Here is a 20,460-nt window from a genome sequence, read left to right as displayed (position 1 = left end):
CGCCCTATGAGACTGCGACACCATGAATGCTCGCCGCCTCCTCAGGTTTCTGGTCGCGGTACTTGTGACTACGGGGCTGACGGTCGCACCGCTGGTGACGCTGGCGGCGGCGGGACATTCGATGGGCGCGATGCAGATGGCAGACGCGCAGGACATGCCGGATGACATGGCGTGCTGCCCCGACAAGCAGAACAACAAGCAATGCCAGGACTGTCCTCTCGTCGCGATCTGCATGTTGAAGGTTACTCCAGACTGGACCTTCGGCGGCGACAGTGAGAATCGGACAGCCTGCGCGTGAACTGCTGCAGCCGCTTGATGACGTGATCGCCGACGGCCTAACCCGTCCCCCTCCGGATCAGCCCCCTCGATCGAACGTCTGACCGGCGCCGCTGCGCCGGAACGTCGACGCACGGCCGTGAAGGCTGGATTGCGTCGCCGCATGCCGCTTCGGCGGTACATCAGACGTTTCGAGGACAGCATCATGAAGACTACCACTGCTGCGCACGCGTTCGCTGCCGCGCTGATCGGCCTTTCGATCATGGGGGCGCCGAAGCCCGCCTTTGCCGACATCAAAGACTGCGAATTCCAGCTCGTGGAGCCGACCGTCCAGGCCGGCGCCGACAAGGTCATTTCAGTTCGGCTGTTGAACACGAAGACCGGCAAGCCGGTACCGGACGCTGTCATCTTCGCCTCCAGGCTCGACATGGGCACCGGACGGCATGCAGGAGATGGTCACCAAGGTGACGCCCATGCCCGGGAAGGAGCCCGGCACGTACCGGTTTAAGGCCACTGTCAGCATGGCTGGCCGCTGGCAACTTTCGCTAGGCGCCAAGGTGCAGGGCGAGACGGGTACCGTCGAAAGCAAACTCGTCGTCACGGCGCAGAAATGAACCGCGTCGTTCCATGCCGACGCAATCGATGCATTTCTCCGGCCCTTTGCTGTCGGTAAGCTCGTTCAGCGTCCGACCACGCTCTCGGTCTCGAAATTGATCGTGGTGGCGCCCCCGGCCTCCGCCATGCTGAGCCGTTCAGGCAGGCAGTCGATCGCGATCACCTGATTGGCGCCGAGCAGGATGGCGCTGCGGATCGCCATCTGCCCGACCGGACCGCAGCCCCAGATCGCGACGGTGTCGGTCGGCTCGATGTCGCATTGGACGGCGGCTTGCCAGCCGGTCGGGAAGATGTCGCTGAGAAACAACAGCTGCTCGTCGGGAATGCCGACGGGAACCTTGATGTGCGTGGCATCGGCATAGGGCACGCGCAGATACTCGGCTTGGCCGCCCGGATAACCGCCGGTGAGGTGCGTGTAGCCGAATAGGCCCGCCTTCGTATGCCCGAACACCTTGTCGCCGAGATGCCGCTTGCGGTTGGTCGTCTCGCAAACCGAGAAATTCCCGCGCTTGCACTGGTCACATTCGCCGCAAATGATGGTGAACGGAGCGACGATGCGGTCGCCTTTCGTCAGCTTGCCATCGACCCCGGAGCCGACCTCGACCACTTCGCCCATGGTCTCGTGCCCCACGATATCACCGGGGAGCATGCCAAGTACGAAGTTGTGGAAGAGGGGCAGGTCGGATCCGCAGATGGCGCAGCTCGAGACCTTGATGATGTCATCGCGCGGGTCCTGGATCTCGGGATCAGTGACGGTGTCGCACCGGATGTCCTCCTTGCCATGCCAAACCAGCGCCGCCTTCATCTCCGTCCTCCGGGCTCAACTACGTGGCATCCAAGTCCAGGAAGGAACGACGGTTGCTACACGACGCGCAAATTCTTCGAACTGCCCGGGCCCTGATGCGGAAATAGGAACGGCTGGCCGGTCGGGCGATTGGCGTCATCATCCTAATCCGCAAGGATACGCCTTATGCCCGCCAATCAACTCGCCGTCGTCACCGGTGCCTCCACGGGCATCGGCCTGGAACTCGCCAGGTGCTGTGCGCAAGTCGGTTTAAATCTTGTCATCGCCGCGGATGAGCCTGCGATCGAGAGGGTAGCCGTCGATCTCCGCAGGCTCGGCGGCAGCGTGGAGCCGGTCGAGACCGATCTCGCCACGACCGAGGGCGTGGACAAGCTCTGCGCTGCGGTCGAGGACCGTCCGATCGATGCGTTGCTCGCCAACGCCGGCGTCGGCCTCGGCAAGGCGTTTCTCGATCAGGACTTTGGCCGGATCAGGCACGTCGTCGATACCAATATCACTGGCACGCTCTACCTGATCCATCGCATCGGCAACGAGATGCTGCGGCACAAATCCAGGCGCATCCTGATCACGGGCTCGATCGCCGGCTTCACGCCCGGCAGCTTTCAGGCCGTGTACAACGCCTCCAAGGCTTTCCTGGATTCATTCTCCTTCGCGCTGCGCGAGGAGCTGCGCGACAGCGGCGTCACGGTGACCTGCCTGATGCCTGGCGCCACCGACACCAAATTCTTTCGCCGCGCCGAGATGATGGACACAAAGGTCGGCACCGAGCCGAAGCATGGTGCGTACGAGGTCGCCAAGGCCGGCTTCCATGCAATGCTACGTGGAGAGGCCGACATCGTCACCGGACTGAAGAACAAGATTCAGACGACGGTCGCCAACATCACGCCGAACGAGATGGTGGCCAAGCAGCACCGCAAGATGGCCGAGCCTGGCACGGCAAAAACGTAAAGTGGCAGTGCAGCAACTCGCGCGGCACGCCGCTGCTAGCCATGGTTCCTCCCGCCGTGCAAACGGTAGCTGACCTTCTGTGCGCAGCGGGCTGCGAGCCCGCTGGTTGCGGAGGAGACTGGCCTTGGTGAACATGGCCGCTGCATCGTCGTCGAAGACTGCCGTCTATGCCGCGCTCGCGGGCAACGTCCTCGTCGCGGTGACGAAGATTGGCGCCGCCATCTGGACGGGAAGTTCTGCGATGACGAGCGAGGCCGTGCACTCGGTCGTCGACACCTCCAACGAAGTGCTGCTGCTCTACGGCTACCGTCGCGCCAGCCGCCCGGCGGACGAGTCCCATCCGCTCGGCTATGGTCGCGAACTGTATTTCTGGAGCTTCATCGTCGCGCTGCTGATCTTCGCACTCGGTTCCGGCGTCTCGCTCTATCAGGGCATTCTGCATGTTGCCATGCCCGAGCCGATGGAGGACCCAATCGTCAGCTTCGTCGTGCTCGGGCTGTCGTTCCTATTCGAAGGCGCCTCGTGGCTGGTTGCCTTGCGTCGCTTCCGCTCGGATGCTGTCCGGTTCGGTTACTATCAGGCCTTTGTCCGCAGCAAGGACCCGCCCGCATTCATGGTGCTGCTCGAGGATAGCGCGGCGCTGGTTGGCATCGTCATCGCGGCCGCAGCCACGGCAGCGGCGGTATGGCTGGCGCAGCCGGTGTGGGATGGTGTGGGCTCGATCCTGATCGGGATTCTCCTCGGCATCACGTCCGTCGGGCTCGCCCGCGAAAGCAAGAGTCTGCTGATCGGCGAGCCGGCTCACCCGGAGCTTGCGCGATCGATCCTCGAAATCGCCCGGCGTTCGCCCGGTGTGCTCCAGGCCAACGGCCTCCTGACGGTGCAACTATCCCCGGACAAGGTTGTTGCCGCCCTCAGCGTCGAGTTCGCTGACGAAAAGCGCGCCGACGACATCGAGCAATGCGTGATCTCCCTCGAACGTGAAATCCGAGAGCATCATCCGAGCGTCGCAGCCCTGTTCATCAAGCCGCAGACGAACGCGCGCTTTCACGCTGTTCGGGCGAAACGCCGGGAGAGGCCGTCCTAGGACGACGCTCAGTGCCGATCGGAGTGAGGGATCGTGCCGTGCTACTGGCTTCGCTTGAGCAAGTGTGCCGTGCCGGCTGCCGCAACACCCGCTTTGGCGAAATAAGCTTCGAGCGGACTGAAGCGTCGTCTCTGACGACCGTCCCCGGACTCAACGCAACGAAGCGTGCGACGAATGCCCTTTTGGGGCCGGTTAAGCCCAGAGGTGCGACCGCTAAGTTATTGATTGTTTTCAACCCATGGCTGTCTCTTAATCAGCGGGTCCCAGGTTCGAGAGAGGGCCGAACTAAAACGGTTCTTCAAACGGTGTTTTTGCGAGCCGGTCCAACGCTCCGCGCTCTAGAATGTGATCGGCAGACCAACTGGGCAGCTGCGGATTGGGTCAAAGTGGCTCCATCCCGAACTCGCTTTGCGACGACTATGACCGCGCCGACAACACCGCGCGCAAAGCCGGCAACATTTCCGAGTGGGTCACGCGGTTCGGTGGCGTGTACGACTTCATGATCGTGCTCGATGCCGACAGTCTCATGAGCGGGGACAACCGATTGGTCCACGTCATGGACACGAATCCGACCGCGGCCTCGTCCAGACGCTTCCCATGATCGTCAACGCGCGAAGTCTGTTCAGCCGCGTCAGGCAATTCGCGGACAGCCTATAGGGTCCGCTGATCGCGGCCGGCGCCGTCTGGTGGCACGGCTCCGAAGGCAACTACTGGGGACACAACGCAATACGGGTAGGAGCGTTTGCCGAAGCGGCCGCACTACCGCAGCTTCGGGGACGGAAACCGTTCGGCGGGCACATCCTCAGCCACGATTTCGTCGAGGCCGCGCTGATGCGGCGGGCCGGATGGGCCATACATGCTGCCGACGCTCGGCGGATGCTACGAAGAGGTGCCGTCCTCGCTGCTCGGTTTCGCGGCGCGCGGACCTACGCTGGTGTCAGGGCAATCTTCAGCATCTCGCCGTGTTGCCAGCCCGAGGTCTCCATTGGGTGTCGCGCCTGCATTTCATGGTGGGCATCGGCGCGTATCTGACTGCGCCTTTGTCGTTGCTTTTCTTGTTGCTGGGGCTGTTGAGCGCGCTGCAAGCCCGTTTCGTGCGTCCGGAGTATTTCCCGAAAGGCTTCTCGTTGTTTCCGACCTGGCCGGCCCAGGATCCCGTGCTCGCCATCTGGGTGTTCCCATCGGCGGGTGGTCCTCTGGCTTGCCGGCATAGAAGTAGACGGCCGCGGGCCGAAGATATGACAATGCGGGTTGCAGGCTCCCTCCGGCAGGACGCGAGCCGAGCGGCTCGGCGTCTCCCTGTAACTCGGCCGGGGCGCGGCCATGGCAGAATCCTTCGTGGTCTGGTTGACGGTGAAGCGGTTCAGCGCGCCTGTGCCGGCAGGCCGAGGATCGCGCGCGCCTCTTCGGGCGTGGCGGGCTCCAGGTCGAATTCGCGCAGCACCCGCACGATCTTCTCGACCTGCGCGGCATTGGAGGCGAAGGGAACCCCCGGCCGCTCGAACAGATTATCCTCCTGCCCGACGCGCAGATGCGTGCCCATCATCGCTCCGAAGGCAGCTGCCTTGATGTTGCCGGTGCCGGTGCCGTGGGTGAAAAGCACGAGGTCCTTGCCGAAGATGCGCTCGGATGTGCGCTTAAGATGCAAAAGATGGTCAATCTCGGAGGAGATGCCCCCGAGAGTACCGGTCAGGAATTGCAGGATGACCGGCTTCTTGACCGTGCGCTTGCTGAGATGGTGCTCGAGCACATAGAGATGCCCAACATCGTAGCACTCGAACTCCATGGCGATGTCGTGTTCGGTCAGGGAGTCCATCATCCGGGCGATGGTGGCGAAGCTGTTTTGGTCACGATCTCGTAGCTGCGCGGGCTGAATCGAGGCACCGGCAGACACCGCGTCGAGCGATTGCTGTAAGATCTGTTCCGGCGTCAGCGGCAGGGCCTTGGACATGGAGGGCGACAGGGACGATCCCGTCACCGCGCAGGTGATGATGACTTTTCCACTCATTGTCCTGTCTCCTTAAGCCTTCACCAGCTTGCCGGCTCGAAGCGGAAACCGTCGCCCTCGCGGCGGACATAGCCGCAATGAGGCGTGCCGAAATGCATCGGCATGATCAGCGCTTTCGCGATCGGCCGCGCGGTTCAACACCTCCCGGCGCGTCGCTCGAGCAACGTCCGGCAGCGCGCAATAGCTGGTGTTGAGATCCGGCTTCACGATCTGCAGCGGGCTGTGCATCACGTCAGCGGTGAAGAGTCCCTCCTCCCTGCCGGAACGAAGGCGATAGGTCAGCATGCCCGGGCTGTGTCCCGGTGCCGGCTCGACCCCGAGCACACGTGCAACCTCTTTCATGTCCTCGGTGATGAAGTCCGCCAGACCCGCCGCAATGATCGGTTCGACAGATTCGGTGAAGGCGTTGTCGATCAGCGCGCTCGGCCGCTCGGCGAGCTCCTGATTGAAGAAATCGTAGTCGGCCTTGGGCAGCAGATAGCGCGCATTGGGGAAGGTTGGCACTCAGCGACCGTCGACGTAGCTGGTGTTCCAACCGACATGGTCGCTGTGCAGATGCGTGTGCACGACATGGGTCACCGTGTCGGGGGCGGCGCCAGCCGCTTCCAGCCAGAACATCACCAACCCGTTCAGCATGTTCATGCGTGCCGGCCCGATCGTCAGATGCCCGATGTCGTAGGGGCGCGCGGCGATCGCGCCGATATCGGCGTCGAGCCGATCGAGCGTGCGTGCGACCTTGGTCTGGAAGGCGGCGATCAACTTGGGAGAGCGCCGCTCCTCCGGCTCGTAGCGTTCCATCAGCCAGAGCAAGGCGATATCCATCAGCCCATCGCCCATCGCCTGGTCGCGCAGGGCCGCGAGGCGCTCCGATCCCGCGGCGGGAAACAGCCGGGCGCCGCCTGCCAGCCCGTCGAAATATTCGCAGATCACCCGCGAATCGAAGAGCGCGCTACCATCGTCGAGAACCAGCGTCGGCAACTTGCTCAGCGGGTTGTCCGCCATCAGCCCTTCATGCGGCACTTCCGGGTGGACCACCGTGCGCACTGTGCTGAACCGTTCGGCGAGGCCGAGTTCATGGGCCGCGATCATGACCTTGCGGACGAAGGGAGAGCGGGGAGACCAGTGCAGTTTCATCATGTTCTCGCTGTCGAGAGGAAGATCGAAGGTCAGGCGGCAGCGTCCGGGAGAAAACCGTTCAGGCTCGCCGCCACCAGGGGCGGAGTCTGCCAGGCGGCGTAATGCCCGGTCTCGACCGGCTCGAAGCGCGCATGCGCGATCAGCTTCGCGACCGGCTCCAGCATAGCGGGCGGCCGCAGCGGGTCCTTGGTGCCGGCATGGATCAGCGCGGGGCAGCGTATGGCGGCGAGGTCGGCCGTCATCTCCAGCCCGGCGAGCATGCGGTACATCGCGGCATAGCTGCCGGGGTCGTTGGCGAGCCAACGCGCGCGATAGGTCGCAAAGGCCTTCGCGTCGGTACGCAATTCGTTTCTGATAGGCTCGCGCCAGCTCGGCTTCGGCGATGGCGGGGAATGCCCTGCGCCTCGACAGAGTCGGCATGGGCGAGGATCGCCGGGCGCCGCTCCGCAGCGATCCCGATCGCCGGGCCGAAGCCGACGACGCCTCGGACACGCTCGGGGCGCCTGGCGGCGAAGGTGAGTGCGATCGCGCCGCCGACGGCGCCGCCGGCTACGACGACACGGCCATTGCGCGCCGTGGCCTGGAGCAACGCATCGATATCGGCGACCGTGGTCGCCATGTCGCCGGTGCCGCGCGCTTGGTCGACTGGCCCGCGCCGCGCGTGTCGTAGCGCAGCACCGTCGTCCCGCTACGCAGGAGCGGCAGCACATTGTCCCAGCTGCCATGTGTTCAGCTCCTAGAAGAGTTCCACCAGGCGCGCGCGATCCGACATGCCCCAATCCGCTTTTCACCGTCATCTCTCAAGGAAGGCCGTTGGTACGAATACCTCATCAGCTTCGCGCTCGGCGGCGCCGCGACCGTTTTCACCGGACTCGTCAGCAGCCGCTATGGAGCTGTCGTCGGTGGCGTCTTTCTCGCCCTTCCAGCCATATTCTGCGCAAGCGCAACGCTCATCGAGAAGCATGAAGTCCGCCGCAAGGGCGAAGCGGGTCTCGCTGGCGAGCGCCGCGGGCAGATGACGGCCGCCGTCGACGCCGCTGGCGCCGCGCTCGGCGCGCTGGGCATGCTGGCCTTTGCGGTCGCATTTTCTTTGACGGCGGACACCGGCATCGCGGCGGCCTTCCTGGGCGCATCATTTGCGTGGCTCGCTATCTCGGTGGTGGCCTGGTACGTACGGCGCAAGACGCGCTCAGTGCGCAAACAAAGAGCTAACGAAGCCCCGATTCCGCGAAGCCACTGAAGTTGATCTACGAGATTGGCATGACGTGACCGCGAGTAATTCGAGCCGCTGCCCGATCGGGATTCCGTGCCTTGCAACCGGCGATGGGGGAGGAACCGTGGCCAGTGGCGCGTGTTGGTTTAAGCCGCCTAGTTGCTCGCGGCTTGTAAGGCTCAGGATGGCGGACGAAACGAACACTGGCATCGCTGCTCACGGCGCCTCTCGCCTCCCGTGGGTTGAGATCGACAGCTTCAACCTCGAACTTAAAGATGAGGAAGAATTCATCGGGGACCGCGCCAGCAAGGGCGCCTTCCGGGAAACTCTCGAAAAGTGGCGAAAGCCGCTGCGCAAATCCGGCGAAGACCCATTCGGAAAGGAGCTTTCTGAAGACGTCAGCAAGAAGGAGCTCGACGCTGCCCTCGGCGGCGACGACCCTGAAGCTTCAGTTGTCGTCCACAGCGCCGTCGAGGACTTCGCACAGGAGCTCGCCCACGTAACGCGCCGCTTCCTCAATACGAGGGCTTGGGAGAAAACCGAGCGCATCGTGGTGGGTGGCGGCTTTCGGGACAGCCGGCTTGGCGAACTCGCCATCGCACGCGCCGAAATCCTCCTCAAGGCCGACAACTTCAAGCTCGAGATGCTCCCGATCCATTCTCACCCGGATGACGCGGGTCTTATCGGCGCACTATATCTCGCTCCTTCCTGGATCTTCGAAGCTCACGATTCCATCCTTGCCGTTGACATCGGAGGCACGAACATCCGCTGCGGCGTCGTGGAAACACGACGTAAGAAGGCGCCGGACCTCTCCAAGGCATGCGTGTGGAAGTTCGAACTATGGCGTCATGCCGACGACGAGCCGTCCCGTGAGAACGCCGTGAAACGCCTTATCAAGATGCTCAAAGAACTGATCGCGAAGGCGGAAGACGAGGGTTTCAAGCTCGCGCCGTTCATCGGCATCGCGTGCCCAGGCGTCATCGAGAGCGACGGCTCGATCAAGAAGGGCGCGCAGAACTTGCCGGGAAACTGGGAGAGCAGCAGGTTCAATTTGCCAGTCAGTCTCCTTGAAGCAATCCCGCAGATCGGCGAAAACGACACGGTCGTCATCATGCACAACGATGGCGTCGTGCAGGGGCTTTCTGAGGTCCCATTCATGCAGGACGTGAGGCGTTGGGGCGTGCTGACGATCGGCACCGGCCTCGGCAACGCCCGCTTTACCAACCGCAATGGTAAAGGCGAACGCTGAAGTTATCGAGAGAACGTGGCCTCGATCTGGGCTAAATGAGGGGCCGATCTTTGGCCGGGTTGGGGATCGCGGTTTTGGAGGAGACCAAGATCAGCATGTCAGGAAGCAGGTCGGCGTAGGCCGCGGTCAGCACCGCGATTTCCTTCGGCTCCCAAGGCGACTTTTTGCCGCTTATAAGGCGAGGTTTCAAAGGAGGAACCTCGCTGACTTCGCGGGTTTATCACCGGAGATAAGGAATTGCGCCGGCGAGCGGAAATACGGCTGTGGTAGCAGGCGGCCCAGCGCGTCGCTGATGGCTAGCCCCCCGATCCCTATAGAGTTGAAGGAGGCACGTGGTGACCCAACCGACTGAAAAGGAAATCGAGAAGCGCGCCTACGAGATATGGGAGCGGAGCGGCAAACCCGAAGGCAGGGAGGAAGAATTCTGGCAGTTGGCGGAGCAGGAGCTGCGAAACGAGGATAAGTCATCTCCCCTCCGCACTCCAGACAGCCTGTAAACAGAAGAAGTGCTTACCAGATGTCTCATTCCGCAGCAGCCGAAGCTGTATTGCTGTACTTTGTGATGCCCCTTTGGCTATTGGCCGGCTTTGCTGATTACCTCTGCCATCGCGCTTCTCGGATTGAGATCACGAGCGGTTACAAGGAAACTTTGCTTCATCTGTTGATGTTGATCGAGCTGGCGATACCGCTGCTGGCGGCGATATTTTTGGAGATCAACGCTCTTATTATTGCGGCTATGATCGCGGGCTTTGTTACGCACCAGCTGACAGCCCTCTGGGACACAACTTTCGCCAGCCATAAGCGGCTCATCACGCCCATCGAACAGCAGGTCCATAGTTTTCTTGAACTGATGCCCCTCATGGCGATGGTTATCGTCATAATCTTGAACTGGCCGCAATTCCTCAGCCTTTGGGGGCTGGGCTCTGAGCCCGGACATTACGAACTCGTCCTGAAGCGAGAGCCATTACCTTGGATGTACGTGGCGACGTTCTTATTCGCAGTCTTGCTGTTTGAAGTCCTTCCCTACATGGAGGAATTCGTTCGAGGCTTGCGGTCGCGGAAGAGGGCTTAACCCCGAACGCGGAGGACCATCAATGAAGGTTGCCGTCATCGGAGGGACAGGACTGTTGGGATCCGCTATTGTGGCTGACCTATCCTCGCGCGGCCATTCAGTTGTTTCCATGAGTAGAAGCGCCGGCATTGGGAGTCCGGGCGCTATCTCGGTCGACCTTAACGAGGCGACGTCACCCTCTTACTGGCTGCCCCATCTCAATGGCGTAGAGGCGGTCGTGAATTGCGCCGGGGTGCTCCAAGATAGCCCAAGAGAATCGACGTCAATGGTCCATCACCAGGGCATTGCGCATCTTTTTGCCGCCTGTGAGCAACTCAAAATCCGCCGTGTCATCCATTTCTCCGCAATCGGGGTGGACCGGCAAACCCCCAGCGCGTTTTCAGAAACGAAATTATCTGGCGACAAGGCTCTGATGGGGCGTGACCTCGACTGGGTCATCTTGCGGCCGTCCGTCGTGATCGGTCGAGCGGCTTATGGGGCCAGCGCGCTCATGCGAGGCTTGGCGGCCCTCCCCGCTCTGCCGGTGATGCCGAACACGGGGCAGCTCCAGATCGTCTTGCTTGAGGACGTCGTGCAAGCCGTGCAGCATTTTCTAGAGCCCGGTGCGCCCACACGGACAGTCGTCGAACTGGTGGGCCCGCATCGCTATTCTTTCCTTGAAGTCATTGCACTGATCCGCCGTTGGTACCATTGGCCTCCGGCGCACGAAATCCACTTGCCGAACTTTGCTTCGAGCGTGATGTACAAATTCGGTGACATGATCTCACTCTTGGGCTGGCGGCCTCCCGTACGGAGCACTGCCGAGCGGGAGATTACGCGAGGCGCGGTCGGCGATCTTGAAGACATGCAGCGGCTTGGGCTGCGTCCAAAAGGCCTTCCGGAGTTCTTTGCCTCCGAACCAGCTTCAGTGCAGGAACGCTGGTTTGCGCGTATGTATTTGCTCAAGCCAGTGATATTTGTCGTGTTGTCTCTATTCTGGATCTCGACCGCCTTTGTCTCGCTGGGGCCGGGCTGGGGCTACGGTATGGGTCTCATGGGCGAGGGCGGCGTGGAAGGAGCGAGTGCGGCGCTGACGGTGATCGCCGGCGCATTATCCGACCTGGTGATTGGACTTGCGATCGCCTATCGACCAACCAGCCGGTACGGACTCTATGCGGCCATTGCTATCTCCTTCACTTACGCGATCATCGGGACCATACTTGTGCCTCGCCTATGGGCCGATCCTCTAGGGCCGATGCTGAAGATCTGGCCGATTATCGTCCTGCATTTCGCAGCGCTTGCTGTTCTTGATGATCGATGATGCTGTACTTCGTTCTCAAATACTTACATGTCGTCGGCGCAGCGGTCTTGCTTGGCACAGGATCCGGCATTGCGTTTTTCATGCTTGCAGCTCACCTCGGCGGAAAGCCCTCCGTCATCGCGGGGGTCGCCCGAATTGTTGTGATCGCGGACTTTATCTTCACAGCCACTGCCGTCGTTGCACAGCCCATCACAGGATCGCTGCTTGTGCTGTACGTCGGCTACTCCTTCTGGGAAGGATGGATCGTTTGGTCGATGGTGCTGTATGTCATCACGGGGGTACTGTGGCTGCCCGTCGTTTGCATGCAAATGCGCCTTAGAGATCTTGCCTCAATCGCAGCGGCAAAAGGCTCGCCGTTGCCTCCTGAATATCACCGAATCTTCTGGCTGTGGTTTGCCTTCGGCATTCCAGCGTTCATCGCTGTGTCCGCCATACTCTGGCTGATGATAGCCAAGCCTCAACTTGCGCTTTTTTGAAGTGTGGTAGCAATTGCCGAACAGACCAGGGTGTTTCCGCTCGGTTCCTTGGGCGAGGGCATGCCAGCTTGCAGTAGTTGCGGGTACAGGGCAGCCCTCCGGGCATGGTCGAGCGGTTAGGAGAGGATACCAGTTAGGTCGCCAATCATCGTCAAGAGCGCCTGATGCTCGGGTGCGCCTGTGTTATTGACCAAAAAATCTGCAAGTCCGGTTTTTGTAGCGTTTCCTTCAGCAGGTACGTTCGCTTCATGCAAAATGAATACTCCCTTGCCGTCCTGACAAAGCCACCAGCTATCGCCGTTTTCATTTTGATAGAGCTTGCGTTGTCGGCTCAGGGACATACAGAGCTCCGTCTCCGCCAACCAGCTGAACGGAAATGCGTTCCTAATGGCGGCAGCGTGTGACTACCGCTGGCTTAGCGTGCTTCATGGACCTGCAATGCGACAGAGCGAGGCCGTATAGGAGCGAACTGGCTCACCGCTTCTCCGCTTCCAGCTAACGACAAAATATCGCGCGTAGTAGAATGACGAATGGAGTGCCTGGGAGACGAGCCCCGCGGTCTCCTAGGAACAAACGTCTCTCGCTGGAGGTTGAAGATCCGCTTGGGCTAGGGGGATCGGTGTCATCAAGGGAGTCTGCTTTCCACGTGAGTAGGAATGAACCGCTGAGGACAATCCGCGCCTGTTTCCAATGAAAGGTGGTGGCGTGGCGCGGTCGTGTACGAAATTGCCGTTATGTCTTTTCAGGATAGCAACGGCGATGGGCAAGGGGACCTGGCCGGCATTCTGCAGCGTATCGATTATCTCACTTGGCTTGGCGTCGGCGCCGTATGGCTGACGCCAATCTACAAGAGCTCCAATCATGATTTCGGCTATGACATTGCCGATTTCTGCTCCGGTCGATTCCCGTTTCGGTAACCTGGAAGACTTCGAACCGAATCATTCTCGACCTCGTTCCCAATCATACCTCCGATCAACACGCCTGGTTTGGGGAAAGCCGCACCTCGCGAAACAACCCGAAGGCCGATTGGTATCTGTGGGCGGAAGCTGGTGCCAACGGTGGTCCGCCGAACAACTGGCTCAGCCGTTTCGGAGGCAGTGCTTGGGAGTGGTGCGAGGAGCGCCGGCAGTTCTACTACCATTCATTTCTGCCGAGCCAGCCCGACCTGAATTGGCGAAACCCCGAGGTCCGGGAAGCCATCGCGGCTGTGATGCGGTTCTGGTTAGAGCGCCGTGTCGATGGCTTCCGGGTTGATGCCAGCGCTGTGTTGATCAAGGATGACCTTCTACGCGATAACCCGCCCTGACCCCGAGGCCAACGACAAGACGCCACCCCCTCAGGCCAGTATGCCCGTGTTTACGGATGACAGGCCGAAAACCATGGGTTGCATCGAATACATCAGGGAAGTTCTAGACGAGTACGACCGAAAACTTCTCTGCGGTGAGGTGCAGGGCAAGATCGATCGGATCGGCCATTTCTACGGAAACAGCAAGCCGCGCCTGCACCTGCCGCTGAACTTCGCGCTGCTCGATTCGGAATGGAGCGCGATCTCGCTTCAAGGAACGGTCGACGCCTACTTCAATGCTCTTCCGCACGGTGCTTGGCCGGACTTCGTGATCGGCGGCCATGACAAACACCGTCGCCAGCAAGGTCGGTCAGGCTCAGGCACGTATTCTTGCGATGCTGTTAATGACCATTAGAGGGACGCCGTTTCTGTTCGCCGGGGATGAGATGGGCTCCGAGCAGGTGCAGATTCCACCGGAGAGGATCCAAGACCCCTTCGAAAAACTCATGAAGGGATTTGACGTCGGTCGCGATCCCGAGCGGGCACCCTTGCGTTGGGATGACACGGAGGGAGGCGGGTTTACCAGTGGCGAACCCTGGCTGCCACTGAGCCGGGATCGCACCCGCAATATCAAAGCGCAACAGGGCGATCGGAATTCGCTCTTGAACCTCTACCATGAACTCATTGCATTGCGTCGGGAGGAGCCTTGCCTGTTGCAGGGAGAGTATCTGCCACGCCGCGCACAGAACGACGTCTTCTCGTTCGGACGCAGGATGAACGAAACGGAAATCCTCGTTGGCCTCAATATTTTCCGGAGAACCACGGCTTTGGGAGTGGGAAGGCTGCGGCGTCCGATTGTTATCGACCGGCCTAGACTGCAAGCAGGAAAAGGTAGCGGGACCAATCCACCTGAAGCCGAACGAAGGAGTCATCGTCAAAATAGGTCGTTGAGTCCGCCGCGGAGCCGACGGTCAGGCAATTGAAATCCCGGCAATGCATGGGCCGACCAGAGGATGCGCCTCAGCGCTTTTCGCGGCGTCCCCGCATGGTGTCGTGCTTGCGCGACCGGGATAAAACGAGCGGGCAAAGAGGTTCTGAAGACAGATATGATCGGGGAGACGCGGTCCGCTGTGGCCAAGTGGTGCAATCCCGCCGACCTCCCAATGGAACCCTTTTTCCGCCCTCCCGTTGGCCCTCTTTGAGAGGGTGCGTCATGAACGTGCGAGATGAATGTACGCAATCGCTCTGGATGGATGTCTCGGTGGTCGAAGCTCCCAGCCTGTCCGGATCCGAGCGGGCGGACGCGGTCGTTGTCGGTTCTGGCATTGCGGGGCTGTCGGTCGCCTATGAGCTTGTTAGCCGCGGGCGTTCCGTGATCGTGCTGGATCGCGGCAGCATCGGCAGCGGCATGACAGCGCGCACGACCGCGCATCTCGCCACGGCGCTGGACGACTATTACAAAGAGCTTGTTAGCGTGCGCGGGGAGGAATGTGCGCGCCTCTATTACCAGAGCGTCATGGCCGCGATCAGCCGAGCCGAAGCCATCCAGGATCTCGAAAACATCGATTGCGATTTCTGCCGGGTCGACGGCCTCTGGGTGCCGGCGCCGGAGACGCCGAACTCCCTTCTGGATGAGGAACTCGAGTGCTGCCAGCGGCTCGGAATTCCCGTCGAGGACCGCATGGCGCCGACGCCGTTCCACTCCGATGGCGTGGTACGATCGCTGCGCTTCCCTGGGCAGGCGCGCTTTCATCCCACGAAATATCTCGCCGGGCTGGCAAGCGCCCTGCAGCGCGCCGGCGCGAAACTTTACGCTGACAGCTGTGTCGAGAGCATCGAGCACAAGTTGGACGAGGTCGTCGTGAAAGTTTCGTCCGGGCTCGAGGTGCGGGCCGCCGACGTAGTGGTCGCGACCAACTCTCCGGTCAATCTTGAAGTCGCTGTTCACACCAAGCAGGCGCCCTATCGCACTTACGTCATCGCGGCGAAGCTGCCGGGCGGCGTGCTGGCCGACGCGCTCTATTGGGACACGCTGGATCCCTATCACTATGTCCGCCTGCAGCCGCTTTCTACCGATGAGGTACTCGTGATCGTCGGCGGCGAAGACCACAAGTCCGGCGAAGCTGATGATGGCGAGGAACGCTTCGCTGCGCTGGAGCACTGGGCGCGCGAACGATTGCCCGACATGGGCACGATAACCCATCGCTGGTCGGGACAAGTCCTGGAGCCGATAGATTTCGTTGGCTTCATCGGCCGCTCGCCGGACGAGGAGCATGTTTTCATGGTTAGCGGCGATTCCGGACAAGGCATCACCAACGGCCTCGTCGCCGGCATCCTGATCGCGGACCTGATCACCATTGGCTCCAGTGCGTGGGAGGACATCTATTCGCCGGGACGTAAGATCCACAAGAACCTCGGTGAATACATCAGCGAGAACATCACGCCGTTGAAAAATTTCGCGGAGTATCTTTCGGCGGACGAAATCGCGTCCGTTGAGCGGCTGCAGCCAGGCGAGGGTTGCTTGGTGCGTAGCGGATTGCAAAAGGTCGCTGCATGCCGGGACCAGAAAGGACAACTGCACTTGCATTCCGCCAGCTGCACGCACCTCGGTTGCGTCGTGCACTGGAACTCACTGGAGCAATGTTGGGATTGCCCCTGTCACGGATCGCAGTTCGCACCCGATGGCACCGCGCTCAATGGACCTGCCGTATCCCGCCTTGCCGAGCTCGAGAAGCCGGCGCACTACCTGACGGCGGAATAGCTCCGCTTGGCCTCGTAGGCCTCCTGCTGGAACTCTAGTGGCGGAGGCTTGTTGTCTCCGACCATTGATCTGGTGCTAAGGGCGGATGTACCCCTTAGTGAAAGGCCCTCGGAAACGGAAACGGGGGCCTTTTTAGTGCCGCCTCCTGGCGAGCGACTGGCAGTACCATGACTCCTGGAACCTTTGACGAAAGGCGCTGTTGGCTCGTGCACAAACAAGGAGGAAGCCCCGGGCCAGAACAAGACACTTGATGACCTCTTCCTGGAGACCCTCAAAGACATCTACTACGCCGAAAGGAAGATACTCGTTGCGTTGCCGAAAATGGCAAAGGCCGCGAATTCTGATCAACCGCGCAGTGCCTTGAAAAGCATGCCGGCGAGACCGAGGGTCAAGTTCAGCGTCTGCAGCAAGTTTTCAAAATGATGACGCAGGCTCCCAAGGGCAAAACCTGCCCCGCTATCCTCGGGCTGGTCGACGAGGGCGAAGAAGTGATGGAGGATTTCGAAGATTCTCCGGCGCTGGATGCGGGCCTTCTCTCGGGTGCTCAGGCCGTTGAGCATTACGAAATATCGCGCTGCGGGACGTTGATTGCCTGGGCTGGGACTCAGGCTGTCCAAACCAGACGCTTGAGGAAGAAAAGAAAACGGACGTCGCGCTAAATAAGCTGGCGGAAGCCGCGATCAATCGCAAGGCGGCTTAGCCGCAACCAGCCGGCACGCTCGTTGGACGAATCCAGTGGCGCTGCATCGCCAATCCTCGGTGTCTGCGGTCTTCACAATGAACACCAGAAAATTAAGAGGGAGCCGCGGAGCAGCGGCTCCCTTCTCCCCTATTTCTTCCCCTCGCCGACCGTAGGTGGCTTCTTGTCGAGATCCTGCGCCATCTCAAGGTGATGCTTAAGCGCGGGCAAGGTCTTGCCGGCCCAATCCTTCAGATCCGCATTGTCGCCGCCCTTGGCATATCGCTCGAACAGGTCGACGGCATCCTTATGGGCGCTGACCTGCATCGAATTGAACTCGGAGCTGAAGTCGTTACCGCTGGCGCCCTTGAGCTTGTCGAGCTTGCTTTGATGCGATGAATCGAGAGTGCTCGGCAATTCGGCTTTCACCTTGCCGCTGGATACCAGTCCTTTCAGCTCAGTGCTCGTCTTGGTGTGGTCCGTTACCATCTGGGAAGCAAACGTCTTCTCGGTCGCATTGCCCTTCTGTTGTGCGAGCTTGTTGGACTCGATTTCAAACATATCCGATGTCGCGACCTGCTTGACAAAATCCACCGTCGAGGGGCTGACCCCGAGCACGGAATTGACGCCGGTCTTCTCGCTGACGGATTGCGCCAGTCCTGGCGTCGCCAGCAAAATGCACACGATTGCTATTATCGTACGTCTCATGTGTACCTCCGTTATCTTGTGGCCTTGCAGTCGACGCCTTTGCGAAGCGCCACGGTGTTGAGCTTGGTGTTCGCCGCCTTGAGTTTGGCGGAATCGGACGATGTCGTCATGGCTGAACTCTCGCCCAGGCGATCAAGTGGTCGTAGCGGCGATCTGGCGGCTTGCTTGCCGTAACAGGAGCGAGATAGCTAAGCGGTCTCAAGTAACCGGTCTTGCTGCATCTTCGACCGTTCGGGCGGTGGTTGCCATTCCGGCGGCATAGGCAGCTCCGGCGCCCAAAAGAAGCGCGCAGAAACTGGCAAGCATGGCATAGGCGAGGTGCTTGCGCGCCTCCTCCATTTGAGCCGGCGTTGCCGGTCTGGTCGTCGAGCCGACGGTTTCGCGCGTCGGGTTAGCCGGGTTGTTCGAATAATATGCGACGCGGGCATTCGCCGCATAGCTCGGGCCGGCGAGGTTGCCCGCGATGCTGGCAGCCGAAGCAGGTATCATCGCTGCTGCCGCCACCACGACGACGGTGGCGACCGCCCACGCACCCAAGGCATGTCCGACACGGCCCAAACCGCTCTGATCGGGGGAATTAGCGGCTGCGATGGCGCCGCCGATAAATGCGGCGATTATGCCCGAAACTGCCCACCAGACGAAGGCAGGCCAGCCAGCGCTGGCAGGCGCGGAGGCGGCGGTCGGAGTGTCGATGGCGAGCAGGCCAATGCCAAAGCCCAGCATGGTCAGCAGTATTTGGACGACCAATGAAGCAAATACGCCCGCCAGGACAGGTGACCAGGTCCAGGCGAAGAAAGCGTGCGGTACCGCGCGTGTGGCCATGTTTACCTCCTCAAATACGACTTTGGATTCAAGATCAAATTCGTACGTAAGTTCCAATCGGTTGGAACCGCGGACGTGGTTGCGGCTTGAAGATTAGAGAAGGAGGATTGACCATGACATTCGGCAGAGGCGCCCTATTGTGGCTCTTGGGCATCCCGCTTCCCGTCATCCTGCTGCTTGCACTGTTCTGGCGCTAGCGGCCGTCGGCGAACTCGAGCTCCACCGCCAAGCTGGCAGCGAGGAAATGCGATACCGGCCAGGACCGGTCGGTGAGTTGGTCGCTGTCAAGTTTAAGCGATTCACGAAAGGCCCCCGCCCATGGCTGAAGAGAGCTTCGGGCGCTGAGGTGAGCGAAGAAGAGACCGGCTTAGGTTTCGCGCCGGGTATGTGGCAAGGCCGCGGCGCTGACAATTCCGGAAAGCTGGGCGCTCTCTTCTCGCAGGAGACGGTCGAGATCATCCTCGAAGATTGCCTGCGTTGTCTCGAAGAGCACTAGTAGCTCGAGAGCTTCTGCGTTGTTTAAAGCGCCGTTGCGTACGATAAGTTGTTGCCGTTCAATGATCTGACGACCCTTGGCGACGTGGCGACGAGCAAGCTTGAGGCGTTCGGCAACAGGGACATTAATGGCTCCCGTCAAGGAAGGCGGGAGCGCGATCGGTCTCTCAGTCGCCGGCGTGCCCACGATGTAGGAGAATACTGCGTTTGATGCATTCGCGCACCATCCAATTCAACCCATGACAGCGGGGCTGAGATACGCGGTCCCAGCGGCTCAATGGAGCTGCGTGCGGAGTTTCTTGATGATCTCCCGTAGATCGTTCGCGTATTCCTCGATAGCTCGCCGGGCCTCCCTCCAAGCGCGACGGCTTGGGCTTCGGCGTTTCTCTGACCGGACCTCGCTCGTCGGGCTGGTTCATGGGAAGAAGGTTCCACGCAACGGGGGACCATTGACCTAAATCAAACGGAAGTTGAAAGGGGATGGAAAGAAGCTGGTGTCTCGGGCTGGCAATGAATTGCAGGTATTTCCCGAGCGCAGCAGATGCCGACCGGATGTCCGTTGGAAGCTGCCAGCGCACGGCACTACCACTAGGTACCATGAATTCCTTCATCGCCGCGTCAGGCCGCCCTTGCCAGAGAGCGCCGCCTACTGCGGAGGTATCGCGTGATCGCCGACAGCGGCATCGCGTTCAGCACTCGCTTTGCCGGTACGCCGCCTTACGCCGCCTTTTCGGGCCATCTCGACACCCCAGTGCATATGATCGAGCTCCGCGATCGAGTGCGCATCCGGATTGATGCTCAGTAGACAGCCAAAATCCAAGGCGGTCCGGTGCCAGCGCCAGTCCAGGTCCAGTCGCCAGGGATGCGCATTGATCTCGACCGCGACGCGGTACTTGGCGCAGGCGCGCAACACCTTCTCGACGTCCATTTCGTAACCTGGACGGCGCTGAAGCTGTCGGCCCGTCATGTGGCCAATGATCGTAGTGTATGGGTTAGCGATAGCGCGTAGCAGGCGCTCCGTCTGCGCTTTCCTGTCCAGTTTGAACCGACCGTGGATACTTGCGACCACGAAATCGAAGCTGTCCAGCACGTCGTCTGGATAGTCCAGCGAGCCATCGGATGTCCGACTCGATGCCCTTCAGGATCCGGAAATCCTTGCCAAACCTCCTGTTGAGCCGGTCGGCCTCGTGATGCTGCTGCTCGATGTGTTCGATCGACAGTCCGCCAGCGTAGTGCGCCGACTTGGAGTGATCGGCTACCCCGAAATATTGGAAGCCGCGTTTGCGCGTCGCCTGGGCCATCGTCTCCAGCGTCTCTGTGCCGTCGGACGCGTCGGTGTGACAATGCCTACGCCGGCGAAGCCCCACAGCTGCAGTGAGCGGTCCCGTCCACCGCGACTTCGCACTTCGGATATTCCATAATTAAGGTTATTCGAAGAGCGGCGCGACAGCCAAAACACATGAGAATGATCCAGCGTCTCAACACCTCCGATGGCCTGGCGCCGGGTCTCAGCTTCCAAGTGGC

At 60.8% G+C, this 20,460-nt stretch carries 23 protein-coding genes and 5 pseudogenes; 17 read left to right on the top strand and 11 right to left on the bottom strand.

The window, feature by feature from the left end; genetic code table 11:
• Nucleotides 1–22: 22 nt before the first annotated feature.
• Both IVB26_RS42340 and IVB26_RS42335 read left to right on the top strand, forming a co-directional pair.
• Complete coding sequence (locus IVB26_RS42340) at nt 23–298, top strand: hypothetical protein (protein ID WP_346732916.1); 276 nt, start codon at nt 23–25, stop codon at nt 296–298.
• Nucleotides 299–481: 183 nt separating this feature from the next.
• Nucleotides 482–890 (top strand): annotated as a pseudogene (locus tag IVB26_RS42335) (FixH family protein).
• Here the strand turns inward: IVB26_RS42335 and IVB26_RS42330 are convergent.
• Nucleotides 873–1,696: pseudogene (locus IVB26_RS42330) on the bottom strand (alcohol dehydrogenase catalytic domain-containing protein); the annotation flags it as partial. The pseudogenes IVB26_RS42335 and IVB26_RS42330 sit on opposite strands and share 18 nt — an antisense overlap.
• A 165-nt stretch (nt 1,697–1,861) precedes the next feature.
• Between IVB26_RS42330 and IVB26_RS42325 the strand changes: the two are divergent.
• The 3 genes and pseudogenes from IVB26_RS42325 to mdoH all read left to right on the top strand — a co-directional run.
• Entirely contained in the window at nt 1,862–2,644 is a 783-nt protein-coding gene (locus tag IVB26_RS42325; RefSeq protein ID WP_247973942.1) for an SDR family NAD(P)-dependent oxidoreductase, read from the top strand.
• Nucleotides 2,645–2,777: 133 nt separating this feature from the next.
• Nucleotides 2,778–3,731, top strand: coding sequence for a cation diffusion facilitator family transporter (locus tag IVB26_RS42320; protein WP_247974105.1), 954 nt, complete (start codon nt 2,778–2,780; stop codon nt 3,729–3,731).
• Between the two features lie 424 nt (nt 3,732–4,155).
• Nucleotides 4,156–4,930: pseudogene (gene mdoH / locus IVB26_RS42315) on the top strand (glucans biosynthesis glucosyltransferase MdoH); the annotation flags it as partial.
• A 164-nt stretch (nt 4,931–5,094) separates the two neighbouring features.
• On the opposite strand, the gene IVB26_RS42310 reads toward mdoH, so the two are convergent.
• From IVB26_RS42310 to IVB26_RS43655, 5 genes are all read right to left on the bottom strand, one after another.
• Nucleotides 5,095–5,682: a 3-keto-5-aminohexanoate cleavage protein gene (locus IVB26_RS42310; RefSeq protein ID WP_247973941.1), complete on the bottom strand. Its 588-nt coding sequence runs from the start codon at nt 5,680–5,682 to the stop codon at nt 5,095–5,097.
• Between the two features lie 69 nt (nt 5,683–5,751).
• A complete protein-coding gene (locus IVB26_RS42305; RefSeq protein WP_247973940.1) occupies nt 5,752–6,243 on the bottom strand; it encodes an MBL fold metallo-hydrolase in 492 nt (163 codons plus the stop codon).
• Entirely contained in the window at nt 6,244–6,876 is a 633-nt protein-coding gene (locus IVB26_RS42300; protein ID WP_247973939.1) for a glutathione S-transferase N-terminal domain-containing protein, read from the bottom strand.
• Nucleotides 6,877–6,905: 29 nt separating this feature from the next.
• Nucleotides 6,906–7,220, bottom strand: a complete 315-nt coding sequence (locus IVB26_RS42295) for an alpha/beta fold hydrolase (RefSeq protein ID WP_247973938.1) — start codon at nt 7,218–7,220, stop codon at nt 6,906–6,908.
• Nucleotides 7,115–7,495, bottom strand: coding sequence for an alpha/beta fold hydrolase (locus tag IVB26_RS43655; RefSeq protein WP_458309401.1), 381 nt, complete (start codon nt 7,493–7,495; stop codon nt 7,115–7,117). Before IVB26_RS43655 ends, IVB26_RS42295 begins: the two co-directional genes overlap by 106 nt.
• Before the next feature lie 99 nt (nt 7,496–7,594).
• Between IVB26_RS43655 and IVB26_RS42285 the strand changes: the two genes are divergently transcribed.
• The 6 genes from IVB26_RS42285 to IVB26_RS42260 all read left to right on the top strand — a co-directional run bounded on the left by IVB26_RS42285 (nt 7,595) and on the right by IVB26_RS42260 (nt 12,186).
• Entirely contained in the window at nt 7,595–8,116 is a 522-nt protein-coding gene (locus tag IVB26_RS42285) for a hypothetical protein (protein WP_247974104.1), read from the top strand.
• 157 nt (nt 8,117–8,273) lie between these two features.
• Nucleotides 8,274–9,338 carry an ROK family protein gene (locus tag IVB26_RS42280; RefSeq protein WP_247973936.1) on the top strand — a complete coding sequence of 355 codons (1,065 nt, stop codon included), beginning with the start codon at nt 8,274–8,276 and terminating at the stop codon, nt 9,336–9,338.
• 335 nt (nt 9,339–9,673) lie between these two features.
• Nucleotides 9,674–9,835, top strand: coding sequence for a DUF2934 domain-containing protein (locus tag IVB26_RS42275; RefSeq protein WP_092254008.1), 162 nt, complete (start codon nt 9,674–9,676; stop codon nt 9,833–9,835).
• A 20-nt stretch (nt 9,836–9,855) separates the two neighbouring features.
• A complete protein-coding gene (locus IVB26_RS42270) occupies nt 9,856–10,410 on the top strand; it encodes a hypothetical protein (RefSeq protein WP_247973935.1) in 555 nt (184 codons plus the stop codon).
• Between the two features lie 22 nt (nt 10,411–10,432).
• Nucleotides 10,433–11,710, top strand: coding sequence for an SDR family oxidoreductase (locus tag IVB26_RS42265; RefSeq protein WP_247973934.1), 1,278 nt, complete (start codon nt 10,433–10,435; stop codon nt 11,708–11,710).
• Nucleotides 11,710–12,186, top strand: a complete 477-nt coding sequence (locus IVB26_RS42260) for a DUF2269 family protein (RefSeq protein WP_247974103.1) — start codon at nt 11,710–11,712, stop codon at nt 12,184–12,186. Before IVB26_RS42265 ends, IVB26_RS42260 begins: the two co-directional genes overlap by 1 nt.
• Before the next feature lie 116 nt (nt 12,187–12,302).
• On the opposite strand, the gene IVB26_RS42255 is transcribed toward IVB26_RS42260, so the two are convergent.
• On the bottom strand, nt 12,303–12,527 hold the full coding sequence (locus IVB26_RS42255; protein WP_247973933.1) for a hypothetical protein: 225 nt from the start codon (nt 12,525–12,527) through the stop codon (nt 12,303–12,305).
• A 375-nt stretch (nt 12,528–12,902) separates the two neighbouring features.
• On the opposite strand from IVB26_RS42255, the gene IVB26_RS43285 reads away from it, so the two are divergent.
• The 6 genes and pseudogenes from IVB26_RS43285 (at nt 12,903) to IVB26_RS42240 (ending at nt 16,932) form a co-directional block, all read left to right on the top strand.
• Nucleotides 12,903–13,103 (top strand): alpha-amylase family glycosyl hydrolase, encoded by a 201-nt coding sequence (locus tag IVB26_RS43285; protein ID WP_346732914.1) that lies wholly within the window; start codon nt 12,903–12,905, stop codon nt 13,101–13,103.
• Entirely contained in the window at nt 13,076–13,492 is a 417-nt protein-coding gene (locus tag IVB26_RS43280) for an alpha-amylase family glycosyl hydrolase (protein ID WP_346732920.1), read from the top strand. Before IVB26_RS43285 ends, IVB26_RS43280 begins: the two co-directional genes overlap by 28 nt.
• A complete protein-coding gene (locus IVB26_RS43275) occupies nt 13,464–13,886 on the top strand; it encodes an alpha-amylase family protein (protein ID WP_346732913.1) in 423 nt (140 codons plus the stop codon). The genes IVB26_RS43280 and IVB26_RS43275 overlap by 29 nt, the downstream gene beginning before the upstream one ends.
• Nucleotides 13,813–14,454, top strand: a complete 642-nt coding sequence (locus tag IVB26_RS43270; RefSeq protein WP_346732912.1) for an alpha-amylase family glycosyl hydrolase — start codon at nt 13,813–13,815, stop codon at nt 14,452–14,454. The genes IVB26_RS43275 and IVB26_RS43270 overlap by 74 nt, the downstream gene beginning before the upstream one ends.
• 230 nt (nt 14,455–14,684) lie before the next feature.
• On the top strand, nt 14,685–16,232 hold the full coding sequence (locus IVB26_RS42245) for an FAD-dependent oxidoreductase (protein WP_247974102.1): 1,548 nt from the start codon (nt 14,685–14,687) through the stop codon (nt 16,230–16,232).
• A 183-nt stretch (nt 16,233–16,415) separates the two neighbouring features.
• Nucleotides 16,416–16,932, top strand: a pseudogene (locus IVB26_RS42240) (YciE/YciF ferroxidase family protein).
• Between the two features lie 129 nt (nt 16,933–17,061).
• Here IVB26_RS42240 and IVB26_RS42235 read toward each other — a convergent pair.
• The 4 genes and pseudogenes from IVB26_RS42235 to IVB26_RS42220 all read right to left on the bottom strand — a co-directional run.
• Nucleotides 17,062–17,619 carry a DUF4142 domain-containing protein gene (locus tag IVB26_RS42235; protein ID WP_247974097.1) on the bottom strand — a complete coding sequence of 186 codons (558 nt, stop codon included), beginning with the start codon at nt 17,617–17,619 and terminating at the stop codon, nt 17,062–17,064.
• A 198-nt stretch (nt 17,620–17,817) separates the two neighbouring features.
• Nucleotides 17,818–18,441 carry a hypothetical protein gene (locus IVB26_RS42230; protein ID WP_247974096.1) on the bottom strand — a complete coding sequence of 208 codons (624 nt, stop codon included), beginning with the start codon at nt 18,439–18,441 and terminating at the stop codon, nt 17,818–17,820.
• A gap of 367 nt (nt 18,442–18,808) precedes the next feature.
• Nucleotides 18,809–19,078 (bottom strand): hypothetical protein, encoded by a 270-nt coding sequence (locus tag IVB26_RS42225; protein WP_247974095.1) that lies wholly within the window; start codon nt 19,076–19,078, stop codon nt 18,809–18,811.
• Nucleotides 19,079–19,554: 476 nt separating this feature from the next.
• Nucleotides 19,555–20,297 (bottom strand): annotated as a pseudogene (locus IVB26_RS42220) (PHP domain-containing protein); the annotation flags it as partial.
• Nucleotides 20,298–20,460: the final 163 nt, after the last annotated feature.

The organism is Bradyrhizobium sp. 195, from assembly GCF_023101665.1.
In the GTDB taxonomy this organism is placed as follows: Bacteria; Pseudomonadota; Alphaproteobacteria; order Rhizobiales; family Xanthobacteraceae; genus Bradyrhizobium.
This window is presented reverse-complemented; position numbering and strand designations above follow the sequence as displayed.

Excerpts from the sequence above, each read along its gene's own strand:
- IVB26_RS42265 (WP_247973934.1), top strand. The coding sequence starts at position 10,433 with ATGAAGGTTGCCGTCATCGGAGGGACAGGACTGTTGGGATCCGCTATT.
- IVB26_RS42280 (WP_247973936.1), top strand. The coding sequence starts at position 8,274 with ATGGCGGACGAAACGAACACTGGCATCGCTGCTCACGGCGCCTCTCGC.
- IVB26_RS42340 (WP_346732916.1), top strand. The coding sequence starts at position 23 with ATGAATGCTCGCCGCCTCCTCAGGTTTCTGGTCGCGGTACTTGTGACT.
- IVB26_RS42320 (WP_247974105.1), top strand. The coding sequence starts at position 2,778 with ATGGCCGCTGCATCGTCGTCGAAGACTGCCGTCTATGCCGCGCTCGCG.
- IVB26_RS42245 (WP_247974102.1), top strand. The coding sequence starts at position 14,685 with ATGAACGTGCGAGATGAATGTACGCAATCGCTCTGGATGGATGTCTCG.
- IVB26_RS43655 (WP_458309401.1), bottom strand. The coding sequence starts at position 7,495 with ATGGCGACCACGGTCGCCGATATCGATGCGTTGCTCCAGGCCACGGCG.
- IVB26_RS42270 (WP_247973935.1), top strand. The coding sequence starts at position 9,856 with ATGTCTCATTCCGCAGCAGCCGAAGCTGTATTGCTGTACTTTGTGATG.
- IVB26_RS42300 (WP_247973939.1), bottom strand. The coding sequence starts at position 6,876 with ATGATGAAACTGCACTGGTCTCCCCGCTCTCCCTTCGTCCGCAAGGTC.
- IVB26_RS43270 (WP_346732912.1), top strand. The coding sequence starts at position 13,813 with ATGACAAACACCGTCGCCAGCAAGGTCGGTCAGGCTCAGGCACGTATT.
- IVB26_RS42310 (WP_247973941.1), bottom strand. The coding sequence starts at position 5,682 with ATGTCCAAGGCCCTGCCGCTGACGCCGGAACAGATCTTACAGCAATCG.
- IVB26_RS42260 (WP_247974103.1), top strand. The coding sequence starts at position 11,710 with ATGCTGTACTTCGTTCTCAAATACTTACATGTCGTCGGCGCAGCGGTC.
- IVB26_RS43275 (WP_346732913.1), top strand. The coding sequence starts at position 13,464 with ATGACCTTCTACGCGATAACCCGCCCTGACCCCGAGGCCAACGACAAG.
- IVB26_RS42230 (WP_247974096.1), bottom strand. The coding sequence starts at position 18,441 with ATGGCCACACGCGCGGTACCGCACGCTTTCTTCGCCTGGACCTGGTCA.
- IVB26_RS42255 (WP_247973933.1), bottom strand. The coding sequence starts at position 12,527 with ATGTCCCTGAGCCGACAACGCAAGCTCTATCAAAATGAAAACGGCGAT.
- IVB26_RS42235 (WP_247974097.1), bottom strand. The coding sequence starts at position 17,619 with ATGAGACGTACGATAATAGCAATCGTGTGCATTTTGCTGGCGACGCCA.
- IVB26_RS42325 (WP_247973942.1), top strand. The coding sequence starts at position 1,862 with ATGCCCGCCAATCAACTCGCCGTCGTCACCGGTGCCTCCACGGGCATC.